The 15,073-nt window shown below is 55.4% G+C and carries 11 protein-coding genes; 4 read left to right on the forward strand and 7 right to left on the reverse strand.

The features are described 5' to 3' along the window. Positions 1–378: 378 nt before the first annotated feature. The 3 genes from O2597_RS12040 to O2597_RS12050 all read right to left on the reverse strand — a co-directional run bounded on the left by O2597_RS12040 (position 379) and on the right by O2597_RS12050 (position 3,526). Positions 379–1,854 (reverse strand): hypothetical protein, encoded by a 1,476-nt coding sequence (locus O2597_RS12040; RefSeq protein ID WP_269525144.1) that lies wholly within the window; start codon positions 1,852–1,854, stop codon positions 379–381. Positions 1,855–2,060: 206 nt separating this feature from the next. Next, the gene (locus O2597_RS12045) at positions 2,061–2,771 is read right to left on the reverse strand and encodes an SIR2 family NAD-dependent protein deacylase (RefSeq protein ID WP_269525146.1); all 711 of its coding nucleotides are present in this window, start codon (positions 2,769–2,771) and stop codon (positions 2,061–2,063) included. Continuing rightward, a complete protein-coding gene (locus tag O2597_RS12050) occupies positions 2,771–3,526 on the reverse strand; it encodes a hypothetical protein (protein WP_269525148.1) in 756 nt (251 codons plus the stop codon). Before O2597_RS12050 ends, O2597_RS12045 begins: the two co-directional genes overlap by 1 nt. Before the next feature lie 399 nt (positions 3,527–3,925). Between O2597_RS12050 and O2597_RS12055 the strand changes: the two genes are divergently transcribed. Together O2597_RS12055 and O2597_RS12060 are read left to right on the forward strand one after the other, a co-directional pair. Beyond that, positions 3,926–4,996 (forward strand): AI-2E family transporter, encoded by a 1,071-nt coding sequence (locus O2597_RS12055; RefSeq protein ID WP_269525150.1) that lies wholly within the window; start codon positions 3,926–3,928, stop codon positions 4,994–4,996. A gap of 28 nt (positions 4,997–5,024) precedes the next feature. Next, entirely contained in the window at positions 5,025–5,495 is a 471-nt protein-coding gene (locus O2597_RS12060) for a nucleoside deaminase (protein WP_269525152.1), read from the forward strand. Here O2597_RS12060 and O2597_RS12065 read toward each other — a convergent pair. Together O2597_RS12065 and O2597_RS12070 are read right to left on the reverse strand one after the other, a co-directional pair. Then, on the reverse strand, positions 5,472–6,215 hold the full coding sequence (locus O2597_RS12065) for a queuosine precursor transporter (protein ID WP_269525154.1): 744 nt from the start codon (positions 6,213–6,215) through the stop codon (positions 5,472–5,474). The genes O2597_RS12060 and O2597_RS12065 overlap by 24 nt on opposite strands. Positions 6,216–6,238: 23 nt before the next feature. Next, entirely contained in the window at positions 6,239–7,318 is a 1,080-nt protein-coding gene (locus O2597_RS12070) for a purine-nucleoside phosphorylase (protein WP_269525156.1), read from the reverse strand. Between the two features lie 88 nt (positions 7,319–7,406). On the opposite strand from O2597_RS12070, the gene O2597_RS12075 reads away from it, so the two are divergent. Then, complete coding sequence (locus O2597_RS12075) at positions 7,407–9,053, forward strand: hypothetical protein (RefSeq protein ID WP_269525158.1); 1,647 nt, start codon at positions 7,407–7,409, stop codon at positions 9,051–9,053. 104 nt (positions 9,054–9,157) lie between these two features. On the opposite strand, the gene O2597_RS12080 is transcribed toward O2597_RS12075, so the two are convergent. Beyond that, a complete protein-coding gene (locus O2597_RS12080) occupies positions 9,158–10,231 on the reverse strand; it encodes an LOG family protein (protein WP_269525160.1) in 1,074 nt (357 codons plus the stop codon). A 189-nt stretch (positions 10,232–10,420) separates the two neighbouring features. On the opposite strand from O2597_RS12080, the gene O2597_RS12085 reads away from it, so the two are divergent. Then, positions 10,421–12,826: a TonB-dependent receptor gene (locus O2597_RS12085; protein ID WP_269525162.1), complete on the forward strand. Its 2,406-nt coding sequence runs from the start codon at positions 10,421–10,423 to the stop codon at positions 12,824–12,826. Positions 12,827–13,257: 431 nt separating this feature from the next. Here O2597_RS12085 and O2597_RS12090 read toward each other — a convergent pair whose 3' ends face one another. Beyond that, complete coding sequence (locus O2597_RS12090; RefSeq protein ID WP_269525164.1) at positions 13,258–15,063, reverse strand: adenine deaminase; 1,806 nt, start codon at positions 15,061–15,063, stop codon at positions 13,258–13,260. Between the last annotated feature and the right edge of the window lie 10 nt (positions 15,064–15,073).

Here is a 15,073-nt window from a genome sequence, read left to right on the forward strand (position 1 = left end):
GGCAATCTTGCCGAGGCTTCGCATCACGAAGTACGTAGCACGGCGGCTGAGGACAGCCCGCCCTCCCAACTGGGTTCATCTCAAGTCTAGCAAGCGACTTCAAATCAAAGACCAATCTCCTCTCAAATCACCCTTAAGGTAGTGCCATTCTCCTGAGGCACGGCCACAACGGCCGGGCGTAGTCAGGGGCCGATCGATATTGCCGCTCCTTCCGATTCTGGATGTGTCTGGCCAATTGGGGCGATCATCCGGCTGATGCCGAATGCTACAACGAAACCGCTGTGATGGAGCATCGACGGTAACGCCGATGGCCGAATTGCAGACATTCCGTAGTTCGATCGAACCGGTATTATTCGCTGCTACCGCAGTGCTGCGGTCTTACTGGGTCAGACGGAAGAACTTGGCACCACCGCCGCTGGTACTGACACTCAGGGATTGGGTGGTTTCACCGGTAACGGATTCGCTGACGGCATCCCAGCTTCCGCTGCCCAAGTCGGTGCATACCTGAGGCGACCAGTCTGACCAGAACCCGGGCCAGCTCAGTTCGATATTGCCGGCATTGGCAGCCAATTGAAGGTGGGGTGGGATCTCGGGGCTCTCCGCATAGTTGCCATAGCCGACCCAGAGGGACGATTTAAATACCTTCAGCAGGGGGTAGCCGGTGCTGACGGCTTCCCAGATGGAGCTGTCCCAGCTGGAATCAAAGGAGCCTTCCAGACTCGATGTGTCTGAACTGTAGGTACTGCTGTCGACCGTCCATCCTTTATCCGCGGCCGAGGAGACAGTGTTGGCCGCAGCACTGGCACCGTAGGTATTATCGAAGACGAAACTATTGGTTGAAGTCGCAAAGGTATAGGTGAGGCTGTTGACAATGGACCGGCTGGAGCTGTTTGCGAGACTGTCCTCGTTGACCATATAGCTGTTCTTGACTCTCAGGGTCACGTTCCAGACCACGCTGCTGACCATGGCGATCATAGAGGATCCGGTGGATGCGTCTGTGGATGCCACATAGCAGTCTGTCAGGATGTCAACTTCCCCGTTCGTCGTGCTCTGCCATTGTCCGAGGATCGCACCGGCAGTGTCGCTTTGTGTGGTTCCGGTCATGATCGACTTCGAAATGGGCGAATTGAAGGATTGACCGACAATCCCGCCGCTCAGGATCCCGTTCACATTGCCGGACATCACGCATTGAGTGATGGTTGACGCGATCCCCAGGGCAGGCCGGTCGGAACTGAGAATACCACCACAATTGCGGCTATCGACTCCGAGGGATCCCTTCATCTGGCAATTCGCGATGGTTCCATAAAAGCCGGGGCCGGCAATGCCGCCCGACAAGTCGGATTCATTGATATCCAGACTAGAGATGCAGTCGCTGATACGGCTGCTGCCATTTCCGAAATTCTCGCCGACGAGGCCACCGCAGGAGTCCGCCCCGCTGATTGCCGTACCGGTGCTGGAATAGACACTGCAACGAGTGAGCTGGCCGTAGTTGTTGCTGGTGGTATCGCTCGAACCAGCGACCAAGGCACCGGCGCTGCTTGCCAGGCTGGCTGAGGCCAAGTCAATATTCAGGTTTTGAATATGTCCGCCACTGAGTTTGAAGAGCCCTGTAAAGCTGCCGGCCGGCAGCTGGATCGTATGGTGGCGGCCGTCGAAATTATAACTGCCAAGGTCGATTTGCTTGGGGCTGGCGGTAAAGACGATGTCACTGCTCAAGGCCAGATTGTCGGTCGCGGTCGTGGGGAGTGCTTCCCAATCCGCTTCCGAAGCAATCAGAGTGAGTGCGTGGGAACCGGTTTGGATGCCAAAAAATCCAACTGCTAAAAGGGACAGAAAGTTGAGTGACGATTTCATGAGTAGCTAATGTCTAAATCCGAATGAAACAGGTGATGAGGTAGCCCAGACATTAGCCGATTGCGGTAGAAAATCGAATACGGTAAATTACGTATATTGTTATAAACGAACTGTTAAAATGTCAGTGTTTATGCGGTCTACAGCCTGGTTCGCTTAGGGTATACCCCCTGATGTTGCGGTCGGCTGGTCGTCGGCAGAAAACCGACTCATTTGTTCTGCGTGCAGAGTCGTTTCACAAGTTCGGGAATTGCGGTGGCAGCCTTGGCTTCGAGAAACTCAAAGTCGTATCGCCGGGCTTCTTCCGGTATCTCCGGATTGACGAGAAACTTGGCCGCAGTCGTTGGAGCGAGATAAGCCAGGCTAGCTGCCGGATAGACTATGAGTGAGGTGCCGATGACGATGAGGATATCCGCAGTCGAAGTGATTGAGGCCGCGGTTTCCATCGCCGGAACCATTTCGCCGAACCATACGATATGTGGGCGGAGCTGGCTGCCGAGTTCGCAAGTATCACCCATGCGAATGTCTTTACCCTCCAAGGGGTAGACCAGAGTTTCGTCGGCCGTGCTACGTGCGTAGTCGAGTTCACCATGCAGATGGAGTACCTGAGTGGATCCGGCGCGTTCGTGCAGGTTGTCGACATTCTGGGTAATAATACTGACCCGGAAACTTTGTTCGAGCCGGGCCAAGGCCAGGTGCGCCGGGTTCGGTTCCACCTCGTAGAGTTGACGGCGGCGCATGTTATAAAAATCGAGGACCCGTTGCGGGTGGGCCTTCCAGGCTTCAGGTGTCGCGACATCTTCGACTCTGAAGCCTTCCCAGAGTCCTCCGGCGTCTCGGAAAGTCTTGAGCCCGCTTTCCGCGCTGACGCCCGCACCAGTGAGTACGACGATATGTTTGCTGTGATTGAAGGGTGTCATTATGAATCCGGAGTAAAGGGTATGATTGTTGTCAGGCTCTCGATTCGAAGCGGGGCGTAGTCGGGCTCGCTCGGGATGAACCACTGTCCGTCCTGGCGGTTCGACAGGCGCCCGTGTTGGAACTTGCCCCAGTTCGCAAGGGTCAAGGTGCCCGAGGTGTCGGCGCGGACAATGAGAACCACATGGTAATCCAGCAACTGGCCACTCTTCGGATCCTCGGGACGGACATAGAGAAATCCTGCCCTGTAGTTACGACTGACTTTCAGGAAATCATGATTCGTGAGTGGAGGGTCCTTGATTTCAAAATGGATGCGGATGCCTTGGGGACTGTGGGCTTGGACCAGTTCATCCAGTGTGACAACTTGCTCGAGGGAGTTGGTGCCTCCCTTGTGACTGCGCGTCATCCTTTGGAGTTCGAGGAGGTGTTGATCGATTTCCTCGAATTTGAGTAGCTTGTAGCGTTGTTCGTCCGAGTGTCGGATGTTCTCCTCGATGAGGCCGAATTTTGTATACCATATATAGAGATTGAGTAGGGCGGTCGGGCCACAGGCACTTTCGGGCTCAGGGTAGTCGGCTTGATTTTCCGAAATGATATAACGGCGGTGGTCCCCTTTCGAGGGCAACTCGACACCTTCCATGCCTTTGCGGTAGTAGTCGTAGCGACTCGTCGCATCGTTCCATTCCTTTTCGGCGACGTAAAACGGATATTGCCGCTCATCCTGACGAAAAGCAGTGCCTTTGTAAAAGGCGACCATACGAAGGATACTGTTTTGTGTGGCTGAGCTCGTGCTGCCTTCGAGCCGACTTGGCCCGGTCGGGGGTGCCGCGATACTTCCCGTTGTGGCCTCGCTTGAATGGCTCGATGATTTGCACAGAAGGAAGAACAATATTAGTGCGATGAGCCCGACCATGCATCCCACAGCGATTCGTTCCACGAGTCGATCGCATCGTTTCCGGCATCCCGGGCAGTGCGTGTCTTGCGGTGAAAGACTTTGCTTGCAGGATCGGCAATGTTCCGCTCTGAGTCGCATGATTCCCTGCTTTAAAAGTGGCGTATGCCAGACACGCAAACCTGTTCCAAAATTTAATCCGTAGTCGCGCGGCAGTAGGGATAGGATTGCCAAGCGGCTGACTGTCTGAACAGTATGGGCCCTATGAAGCTTCTGCGCGTGGCCATGGCGATGATTGCCGTCTTCCTGACATTCTACCTGCTCTACATCGGTCAGGCGCTTTTGCTTCCACTTGTAATCGCCGGGGCGGTGGCCTATCTCATCAGCATTCTGGCCCACGCGATCAGTTCGGTTCAGGTCAAAGGCATCGGTATCCCCAAGCCGGTTTCCATGCTCTTGGCACTTGGGATCATTCTTGTTTCCTTGAGTTCGGTCGTACAGTTGATTACCGTGAACATCACCAGTGTGGTGAAGGTTGCGCCGGAGTACCAGCACAACCTCGAGCGGTGGATCTACACCGGCTACGCATTGTTCGGGGTGGAAGCGGCGGAAGCCCCCAACCTTAAAGAATTTCTCGGCCAACTGGATTTTCGCAGTTACCTGCAAGACTTCGGTGGCACCGTGCGCGCCCTAGTCAGTAGTACCGGTATTATTATCGTCTACCTGATCTTTCTGCTGCTCGAACAGCGGACGTTTCCGAATAAGATCAAGGCGCTTTTTCCGGATCCGGAACGGCAGGAGGATATTTTTGAGCTGATGGCCAAGATGCGGCGGGACATACGTTCCTATATCGGGATCAAGGTCCTGACCAGCGCGGCCACCGGCCTGCTCAGTTATTTGGTGCTCCGGCTCGTCGGGGTGAACTTTGCCAGTTTCTGGGCGGTCCTGATCTTCCTCCTGAATTTCATTCCGACCATCGGTTCAATCATCGCGACGGCCTTTCCCTCGATTCTCGCGCTGGTGCAATTCGAGACGGTGGGGCCTTTTATCATGACCGCCTCGATCCTGACGGCGCTTCAGTTTTGTATCGGTAGTCTGGTCGAACCCAAACTCATGGGCAACCGCCTAAACCTGAGCCCGACCATTATACTACTTTCCCTAGGCCTATGGGGATCGATCTGGGGCATCCCGGGGATGTTTCTTTGTGTGCCGATCACTGTCATTATCATGATCATCTGCTCCTATTTTCCCGAAACGCGCTTTATCGCCGTTTTGCTTTCGGGAGATGGCAAAGTCGCGCATAGCCGGCGCAATCAGGCCATGAAGGAAGACTAGGGCGGCCTGCTTTTTGCTAGCCGCAGGTATGACGCATGAACAGATGATTGTTGCGCTGCGAAGCGCGAACGAGGTAGCGCGCAAAACCATGGAGCAGGGGCACCATCCCTTTGGCGCGGTCCTCATCGGGCCGGACGGCGACACGGTTTTGCTGGAAGCAGGCAATGTGGATACCGTTCGCCACGCCGAGACCGAACTGGCCCGGGAGGCCTCCTTGCGTTACGACCCTGAGTTTCTCTGGCGATGCACGCTGGTCACCAACTTCGAACCCTGTGTCATGTGCACGGGCACGATCTATTGGGCCAATATTGGCCGTGTCGTCTACGGTGTGAGTGAAAGCAGTTTGCTCCAATTGACGGGAGCCCATGATGCAAACCCGACCATGAGCCTCCCGTGCCGTGTGGTGATCGAGGCGGGACAAAAAACGGTGGAGGTGCACGGGCCCTTTCCCGAGGTCGAGGCCGAGATCCTCCAGTTACATGTCGACTTCTGGCGCTAGTTCCGGAGTCACTGCTGGGACCGCTTGTGCTTCGGGCTCCTCGATATCACCTTCCGCTGTCCAGGAGCCCACCAGCCAATAGACGACAAGATAGACGACGGGGGTGTCGATCAATGCCACCAGGAGTTTGAGCAGGTAGGAGCCCAGCACCAGCTTGGGCAGAACATCGTTGGGAATGATCCCATAGAAAGCGATGGAGTAGAAGAGCACGGTATCGAAGAACTGTGAGCCCCAAGTCGAGAGGTTGTTTCGCAACCAAAGATAGCGTTGTCCGGTACGCTGCTTGATCCATTCAAAGATGAATATATCCCAGAGCTGGGCAAAAACCGTCGCGACAATCGAGCCGAGTACGATGCGGGGTGCTGCGGCGAAGAGAGCCGTGTAGGCATCGTTGTGTGGCCAACCCGCAGCCGGAGGGAGTAGCGTGGCGATGAAGATCATGGCCGTGGCAATGATATAGACCGCGGTGCCCAGATAAACCATGAGGCGCGCACGCTTCGCACCCCAGACTTCAGCCACCGCATCCGTGCAGGGAAAGGTGAAGGCATGGGCAAATGAGCCATAGCTGAAAGCCAGCACCCCGAGTCCGATGGCCGAGAGATCGAGCGGGACCAGCTTGACCGTGATGCTCTGCAGGATCCCCCAGAAGCCGACATACAATCCCAGCAGAATATGGTATTTGTATTCCGGTGGTGCTTGTCGTGTTACTTGTCCTGCCATCGCTTCTCCCTCCTCGCTGCCGATTATTCTTCAGATCCGGGCAGCGTCGTCTCGTAGCGCTCCCAGTTCTTTACGATTTCGCGCACGACCGGGCTTCCGATTGCGTAGGCACTCTCGAGTGCCGGCACAAAGGCCGAGTAGCTGCCGATGGATTCACCACGCTTGCTCTGGATGGCGGTGGCGCCGGGCCATTGCATGGTATAATTGCTGGCCGAACGTAGCATCATGACGCGATCCCGATCGACGATACCTGACTGGTTCAGAAACTCCATCGCGATCATCATGCCACTGCCTTCCATTGCGGAAGCCACAAATTCACCTTCCCCGTCGGTCCAGTACTTCACCCATTCGTTGGCCCATTCATTTAAGAGGGCACCGTGCCAGTAGTTCATGGCTGCGAGGTAGCTGCCTTTCACGACGAAGGGAGGTTTCATGGCCGTGGGATAATCGGTATGCAAAGATCGGCGCTTCTGCAGGCCTTCCGTGTCGGTGAGTTCGATGTCCTTGGTGAGTCCATAGGCCCAGTCGGTCAGGTTCTCGTTAAGGTGGAAGACGGAGCCCTCACTGGCCGGGCGCGGTTGCCCGTAGGGCTCTTTCGCGCGGAACGGGAAGCGACCGGTCGGCCAGTCTTCGGGGGCTTCGCGAATATCAATGGCGTGGGAGAGGTCGCCGTCCACGACCCAGTCCACCCAACACACGCTTGCCAAGGAGGCGTCTGCCGGGTCAAAGCCGGCGATGCCGGCAAGCAGCCAGTAGGCTTCGGAAAAATCAAAGCGCGGGTCCAGTGCGACTGCGGTGATGGAAGCGGCCGCCTTGGCGGTGCCGATTCCTGTCACGATGCCAAGCACCCCGTCTTCCTCATTCCAGCGCATGTCGCGGTTGCCATGGGGTAGGGGAATGACTTCGGGGAGCGGGTAGCGTTCGGCCCAAAGTTGGAATTCGCCGGGCTTGTCGCCCGTATCCTCGCCCTGTTCAAAGAGGGTGACGATGACCACTTTCACTTTTTTTACGGGTTCTTGCGCGCCGACGGACAGTAAGCCGGCGAGCAGCGCAAAGCCGCTTGATGTGAATCGTTTAAGCAGGGTTTTGTGGTTTTTTAGCATGCACGAGGCTTAGCAAAAGCCAGGCCATTGAGGGCGCTTGTCGTTATGCTGTCTATAATTGGCGCTTCTCATGCTTATGAGGGCTTTCGTGAAATGGTTCGTTAAAGGTGACTTGGATGGGTTCTTCGCTCTCGGGCTGAACAACTTCATTAATTTTCTCTTAATCATTAGCCTGAGCACTTCGGTGCTCGGGTTCAGTATCGAGATGATCGCAGAGCGGGTCCTGCCGGCGATGGCGCTGGGCTTGCTCTTTGGAAATGCGTTCTATGCCTGGCAGGCCCGTCAGTTGGGCTTGAAGCAAGGGCGCAACGATGTGACTGCGATGCCCTACGGGATCAATTTGCTGCCCCTTTTCTTTTTCACTTTTTACGTGATGCTGCCCGCCCAGCAAATCGCCCTCTCGAAGGGGCTCAGTAAAGAGGCGGCCGATATCATTGCCTGGAAAGCGGGTGTGGTTGCCTGTCTGGGCTCGGGTCTTATTGAAGTCGTCGGCTCCTTTTTCGTGCATCACTTGCGCAAGGTGGCTTCCCGCGCGGCGCTGCTGTCGGCCTTGGCCGCCGTCGGACTTTTCTTCATTGCGGCGGATTACACTTTCCGTGCCTATGCGTTTCCGGAAGTGGGGATTACCACACTGCTCCTGACCTTGTATTTCTTTTATGGTGGCGTACGTCTGAAGGGGAACATCCCGGGCGGTTTCATCGTACTGGTCATTGGCGTACTCATTTGCTGGGGTTCACACTGGATGGGCTTCCGTAGTCCGGTCGACAGTCTGGGAGATTCGGGGCTTCAGCTCGGCCTGCACCTGCCGGGGCTCTACGGCTTGGAAGTGCTGGGTGGCCTCGGCGAAATGATTTCCTATGCCGCGATCATCATTCCAATGGGGATGATCAATGTGATCGGGTCGATGCAGGTGATCGAGGCGGCGGCGGCCGCCGGCGACGACTACGAGCCGAAGCAGACCCTGCTCGTGAATGGTATCGGGTCGGTGATTGCCGGCGGGCTGGGGTCTCCTTTTCCCACTACGATCTATATTGGCCATTTGGGGATGAAGACCATCGGGGCGCGTGCCGGTTATTCCTTGCTGAATGGGGTTGCCATGGCTTTGCTCTGCCTGACCGGAAGTCTCGGTTTGCTTTCCGAGCTAGTGCCGATCGAAGCCGGGATGGCGATTCTGATCTGGGTCGGATTTACGATTAGCGCGCAAGCTTTCCAGGCTGTTCCGGAAGAGCATGCACCGGCGATCATTGCCGGTCTGCTACCAGGCATGGGTGCGTTCTGCGCGCTCATCCTAAAGCGTATTCTGGGGGGAGTCGGCTATGGTACGGAGGCCATGCCCTATACTGCGGAATTATTCCATTCGCTGACAGAGAGTAATTTGTATGCCAACGGGATCTTCGCTCTGGAGCAGGGCTGGCTCTACTCTTCGATTGTCCTGACTTCGGTCATGGTCGCGATTATCGACAAGAAATTTTCGTCCGTCATCAACTGGCTGCTGGCCGGTTCGATCATGGCTGCGGTGGGGATCATACATAGTTTCAAGGTGCTCGAAACCGATGTCACTTCCGGTTTTAGTCCGGCTTGGGAATGGGTGCTCGGGTATGGTCTGGCCGCACTCTCGCTCCTGTTCGTCCGGCTCTGCCTCGTTGTGAAAGAAGAGGGGGAGGCGAAAGTCGTCCAAATCAGTGCCGCAACGGAGGATGCCGCTTTGACCAGTGCTGAAGCCGAGTCGGTGTAATCCGCATCGGTCCTATCGAAGTTTATCAAACAAAATGGGGCGCCGGATTCATGCCGGCGCCCCATTTTGTTTGTGTGGATTAAGTGCTCCAGAGTGCGAGTCGCTTAGGAAGCGCAGATCTTATGCTTCAACAGCCCCTTCGTCGCCGGTACGATTGCATCGAGATCCTCCACAATGGTGTACAAGGTGTCGTTTTCCCAGGGTTCGAGTAGGTCGATCAACTTGTCCCAGAAGCGTGTGCTGCCGTCCGGGTTGAGACGGTTGTAAAGGATGACCGGCTTCCCCATCATGCAGGGGTGGTTCATTTGCTTGAAGATCAGGAGCGCGAGCATTTCCTGTACGGTTCCGGCGCCGCCGGGAAAGATGACAAAGGCATCGGAGTTCTCGATCATGGCTTCCATTCGAGTGTAGATGTCGTTGCGCAGCCAGAAGCTGGAGAGTCCTTCCGGGAGTCCTTCCAATTCGATGATATGCGGGACGTTTGAACCTCCGGTCCAACCCCCGGCATCGACGGAACCGCGCACGACGGCTCCCATCACGCCGGTCGTTCCGGCACCGGACACGCAGCCCATTTGATTCATGGCGAGTTCACGGCCGAGGGCATAGCCGTCTTCCAAGTAGCTCTCGTCCTCAATGCTGGCCGAGCAAAAAATACAGACATTACCTGTCGAGCCGGCCGGCAGGGGCGTATCATAGCTTGTTTCCGAGCATTCGGTCACTTTGGTGCGTCCCGGATCCGGGACGCCCAGGCGCTGGACTTTTTCGAGTTCCGAGAGCACGCCTTCCGGGTTGGCGGTTTCCAATAGGTAATTGCGGTAATTCTGCCGGATCGTTCCCAGCGTATGCAGGTTTCCCAATAGGTTGAACATGGGGGTCCAGGTTCCGTCCGCATTCAGGATCACAGTCGCTTTACTTGAAAGATTCGGATCCAGTGTCTGGTAGCCGACAAATATAGAAATCGCTTTAAATAAGTCCTCCAGACTCGCTCCAGGCATAAATATAAAGGCGTTTGCTTCGACGATTTTGCGTTCTATATTTGAGAGTGTGATGCGCTGGTCGCCGTTGGAATTATAAATATCCCAGCCCCGGGAGAAAAGTTGATATAGCATTTTGGCGCGCACTTCCCGGTTGGGGTCGTCGCTGCCCGTGATCGTTCCGGATAGTCTTACTTTAGGCATATTGAGAGCCTAAATAGCATTTCGCATACCACCCGGTCATTGCTGGTTTTCTTGGGCCTATATTAGTTATTACTTAAAAACGTAATTTGTGGGTTTTTATATAAATCGTTCTATTTTGGCCAGTTGAGGGGTGTTGGTTGGCATGTCAGTTGCTAAAAATGTTCGCGACTACTGCAACACTAGTTAACAATGAACAAATACACGAATAAAATCATATTAGGCATGGCGACATGCCTGCTATCCGGGCCGGCTGTGTTCGCACAGGACGCGCCCGCCGAGGAAGATACGATCGTTCTTGAAGAAATGGAAGTGGATGAGGTGCCCATTGAAGAAAGCATTCTCGCGACCACGCGTCCGATTACTTCTGTCTACGGTACCGAGCGTTCCATTTTGGATACCCCGCGTAACGTGAACATCGTTTCCCGTGAGCAGCTTGACGCGATTAGCATCAAGGACGTTCGCGACTTCTCCAAGCTGACTTCCTCCTCATACACCAAATCGAATTTTGGGGCTCCGACGACTCCCAATCTTCGTGGTCAGGAAGCGGACTTGTTTATTAATGGAATGCGCCGCGGTCACTCGACCAATGGTAATGGTGTGCCGATCAACTTCAACTCCGTCGAGTCCGTCAATATCGTGAAGGGCCCGGCCGGTGCGGTCTACGGTACTTCCAACTATGTGGGTGGTTATGCCGACTTGGTGACCAAGCGTGCCTACTTTGAAGAAGGCGGTAGTGTGGAATACACTTATGGTTCCTTCGACCAGCACACGCTGGACCTTGACGTTAACATGCCGATCAGTGAAACACTGGCGGCCCGTGTTTCCTTCCAAGGCAAGGAATGGGAGGGTTTCTGGGACAACTGGTACCAAAAGAGCCAAGCCATCTATGCAACCTTGGCATGGAAGCCGAACGATAAGTATCGTCTCGACGTCATGGCCGAGTTCTACAAGGGCAACTACACCGAGAACTGGGGGATCAATCGTGCGACGCAATCTTTGATTGATGACGGCGAGTATCTTCCGAATATCGGTAGCGATGCCGATTATGCGTCATATGTCACTGGTGCTTCAGGGTACCGGAACTACATCCCGGTGGATTTGGACAACCCCGTGAGTGCCGACCGCGAGTGGAAACTTTCCGCTCCGGGGGACGACTCCAATGCGACCGTCTTCTGGGCGCAGGCGATTCAGGAATTCAATGTTTCTGAAGACTTGAAGCTCACCAACAACACCTATTTCCACTATAAGGATCGTTCCACTTGGAGTTCCTACCACTATTCGGAAATGATGCGTGATAACTGGTCGCTTGAAAACCGATTCCAAGTACTTCAAGACTTCGAACCGGAAGGCATGGCTGGTATCAGCTTGAATTATGGGGTACGCGTCAAGTACCAGGAAATCTGGTCGGTCAACCATTACTACAACGAACCGGCTAACTTCTGGGACCTGACCCGTTCGAACAGTCTCATCAACATTCCAGAAGATCAATTCTATGGAGGTTGGGCGCTGTCGGATGAATCCGGTCGCAACGGTTTGAGCCGCTGGTATGTCGGTACCGGTGAGGCGGTTGACACCGAAACATGGATCATTGGCCCGTTTGCACAGGCTGACATCAAGTTCACGGACCGTCTCTCACTTCTTGCCGGTTACACCCTCGATTATGTCGATCATTTCGAGGCTGTGCCGGACGAAATCGTTGGCATTGATGATGATGGCCTTGAGTACAAGCTCGACGAGGATCTCTACAATGGTGACGACTATGACGCTACCTTGTTTAATGTAAATGCATCCTTCGTGTTCAAGCCGACGGAAGAATCCGCAGTCTACCTGACCTATAACGAAGGCAAGCACTTCAGCGTGGGAACTGGTGGGGCTATTACTGCAAGTTCCCTTGATGACGATCTGGGCACTAAGCTCTATGAGTTGGGTAGCAACATTTCCTTCTTTGATAACAAGATGTATCTGGGGGCTGCACTCTTCCGTCAGGAGTATACTTCCCGTAACCAAGACGGATCGACTTCCTTCATCAAGACCGATGGTTTTGAAGTCGAGTTGAACTACCAGCCGAATCGTAACTTCTACGCAACGGTGGGTTATTCCTATCTGGATTCCAAGTCCTCTGGTGGCTTCTACGCCACAGGTTATTCCGCCGAGGAAGCGTACCTGACTGGTGGTACCTATGTTTCGCCGACCTTCCCGACTGCAAGCGGCAAGGAATTCGAGACTCCTGGTGTGCCGAAGCACCTCTTCAATGCCTTGGCTCAATACCAGTGGGACAACGGTTTCGGTGTTCAGGCCAATGTGGTTGTGACCGGACCGATGAATTCCGGTTATGAAGGATACACCTTTGGCGTGGATACTAATGGTGACTACGATGACGATGTCTTCCTTGAAGCAACCTCGCTCCGTACTGACTGGCAGTATGAAGTGGATGCCAAGATCTTCTACGAATACGAAAACTGGCGCTTCGAGTTCTCCATCTTCAACGTGACAGATGAAGAGAACTGGGACCTTCCGAATTCCGGTTACGGCAACGGTTCCATTGTGGCACGACCCGAGCGTAGCTACGAAGTCAGTGTGAAGTACTCCTGGTAAGGCCTTCAGGCCAAACCAAGCGAAATCAGATCTTAAACAAAGGCTGCCGTGTAAACGGCAGCCTTTTTGTTTTTTGGGAAATACTCAGAAAGGGGGGGAGTCATACCTCTTCGAGTTAAATTATGGCGTCTCAGGAATTTGTCATCGACGTGACCGTCGATGCTACGAAATTGCCCTTCCGTAGCATACGGCGTTAGCCGGATGAGTTATTTAGAATGGGGATCAGTCGGTCTGGTATTATCCATGACGTATCAAACCTGATGGGTACACCGTCTCTATGGACCTAGCAAACCATACCAGATAGAGAAAGCTCCGCTGTGGAGGCTCAGAGCCAAGATGCCGAGCCACACAAAGAAGATTTGGAAAGCGACGCCGTTCTGCGGGGAAACGATAGCCCCCGCAGACAAGCCTGTGCAGAATGAAAGATAGCTTTAGCCTCGTGGCTCGACAAGCGGCAGGATTTCCATGCCCGGAACGGTGACGAGGCCCTTGTCAGTTAAGCGGATTTCGGGGATCACGGAGAGCGGCAGTAGGTTGAAACCCATGTAGGGCAGGGTGCAACCGAGGGCATTCCAAGCCTTTTTCAGGGCGATGGTTTCTTCGGCCACCACGCGGGCGCGCTTGTCGGAGAGCAGACCGGCTATAGGCAGGTCGACTTTCGCGAGGATCGCACCGTCGGCGACCACGACCACCGCACCCTGGGTCTTTTCAATTTCCGACAATGCGATCTGCATGTCGCTCTCATTGGTGCCGGCGAGCACGATATTATGGGCGTCGTGGCCAACGCTGCTGCCAACGGCGCCACGTTCGAGACCGAAGTTCTGGAGCAGACCATAGCCGATGCCGCCATTTTGGCCGTAGCGCTCAACCACGGTGAGGAAGCATAGGTCATTTGCCTGCAGGACGCTGTCCCAGGATTCGGGCGCTGACTCCAGTTCCACGGTCTTGTGGAGGGTGACGATGCCCGGCAGTTCGGTTCGTAGCAAATTCAAGGTACAGGGACCCTTGGGCAGCTCCGGCAAGAGCTTGGGGGATTCCGGCAGCTTTACGGTCTGGTAGGCTGCTTGCGGGTAAGTATAGCTGTCCTCGGAGAGGGTCTTTTCCAGCACTGGAGTCACCGTCTTGTCTTCCACGACCAGCTCGCCTCCGTACCAGGTATTCTGGACTTCCAAATCGTCGTTGAGCAGCACCAAGTCGGCCCGGCGTCCGGGGCCGAGGCCCCCGATTTCATTATCCATGGCGTAGCGGCTGGCACTGTGCAGGGATCCGGCGCTCCAAGCCAACTCCGGGGAGAAGCCGGCCTTGGCCGCCTGACGCACGACCCAGTCCATCCCGAAGAGGAAGAGGTCGTCGGCATCCCGGTCGTCGGTACAGACGCAGACGCGTTTGGCGGCCACCGAATTTTCGGTCATGGGGCGAATGGCTTCCGGCAGGCTATGCCAGGGCGTGGTGGGCGGACCACCGCGGAGGAAGATCCAGACGCCCGCTTCAAGCAGGTCTTCGGAGATTTCCTTGTCGATGGCCTCGTGGGTGTCGGTGACCCCACCTGCGGCATAGGCGCTGACGAATTCGCGTCCGTAAATGTGCCCGCAGACCGGCCGGCCACGTTTGAGCGCCTCCGCGATGATTGCGTGGGAGCGTTCATCGGAGGTGCAGACTTGGACAAAGTCCATTTTTTCGCCAAGGGCCACGGCTTCGGGCCACTTGTCGAAGATGCCTGCGATCCGTTCCGGGGTGAGGTCTCCGCCGGCGGTTTCAAACTTCGGGGAGGTAGCAGGCACGGTGCTGGGCACAGTCAGGAAGATGTTGAGCGGCGCGCAACGGGCATCTTCCAGCATCCATTCCACGCCGTCGACACCTGCCACGTTGCCTATTTCATGGCTATCGCAGAAGATGGTGGTGGTGCCGTTGAGCAGGGCGGCTTCCGCGTAGGCGCAGGCCGTCATCATGCTGCTCTCGATGTGGATGTGCGGGTCGACCAGTCCGGGGGCAATGATTCCGCCCTTCGCGTCGTAGTAAACCGTATTCAAATTCTTGCTACGCGCGGTGCCGGCAGGCTGGACACATGCGATACGTCCGCCCTTAAGCCAGATTTCGCGCTCCGGTAGAATGCGCTCCGAATAGGTCGAGAGCATCCGGGCGCCGGTGATGACCAGGTCGGGCGTTTCGGTTTGCATGGCGACGCGTGAAAGCAGGCGCGTCATCTCATGGAGCGGGGCGATTTTCTTGAGTGGCATGGACCAGAGT

It is taken from the genome of Coraliomargarita parva, assembly GCF_027257905.1.
GTDB lineage: Bacteria > Verrucomicrobiota > Verrucomicrobiia > Opitutales > Coraliomargaritaceae > Coraliomargarita_A > Coraliomargarita_A parva.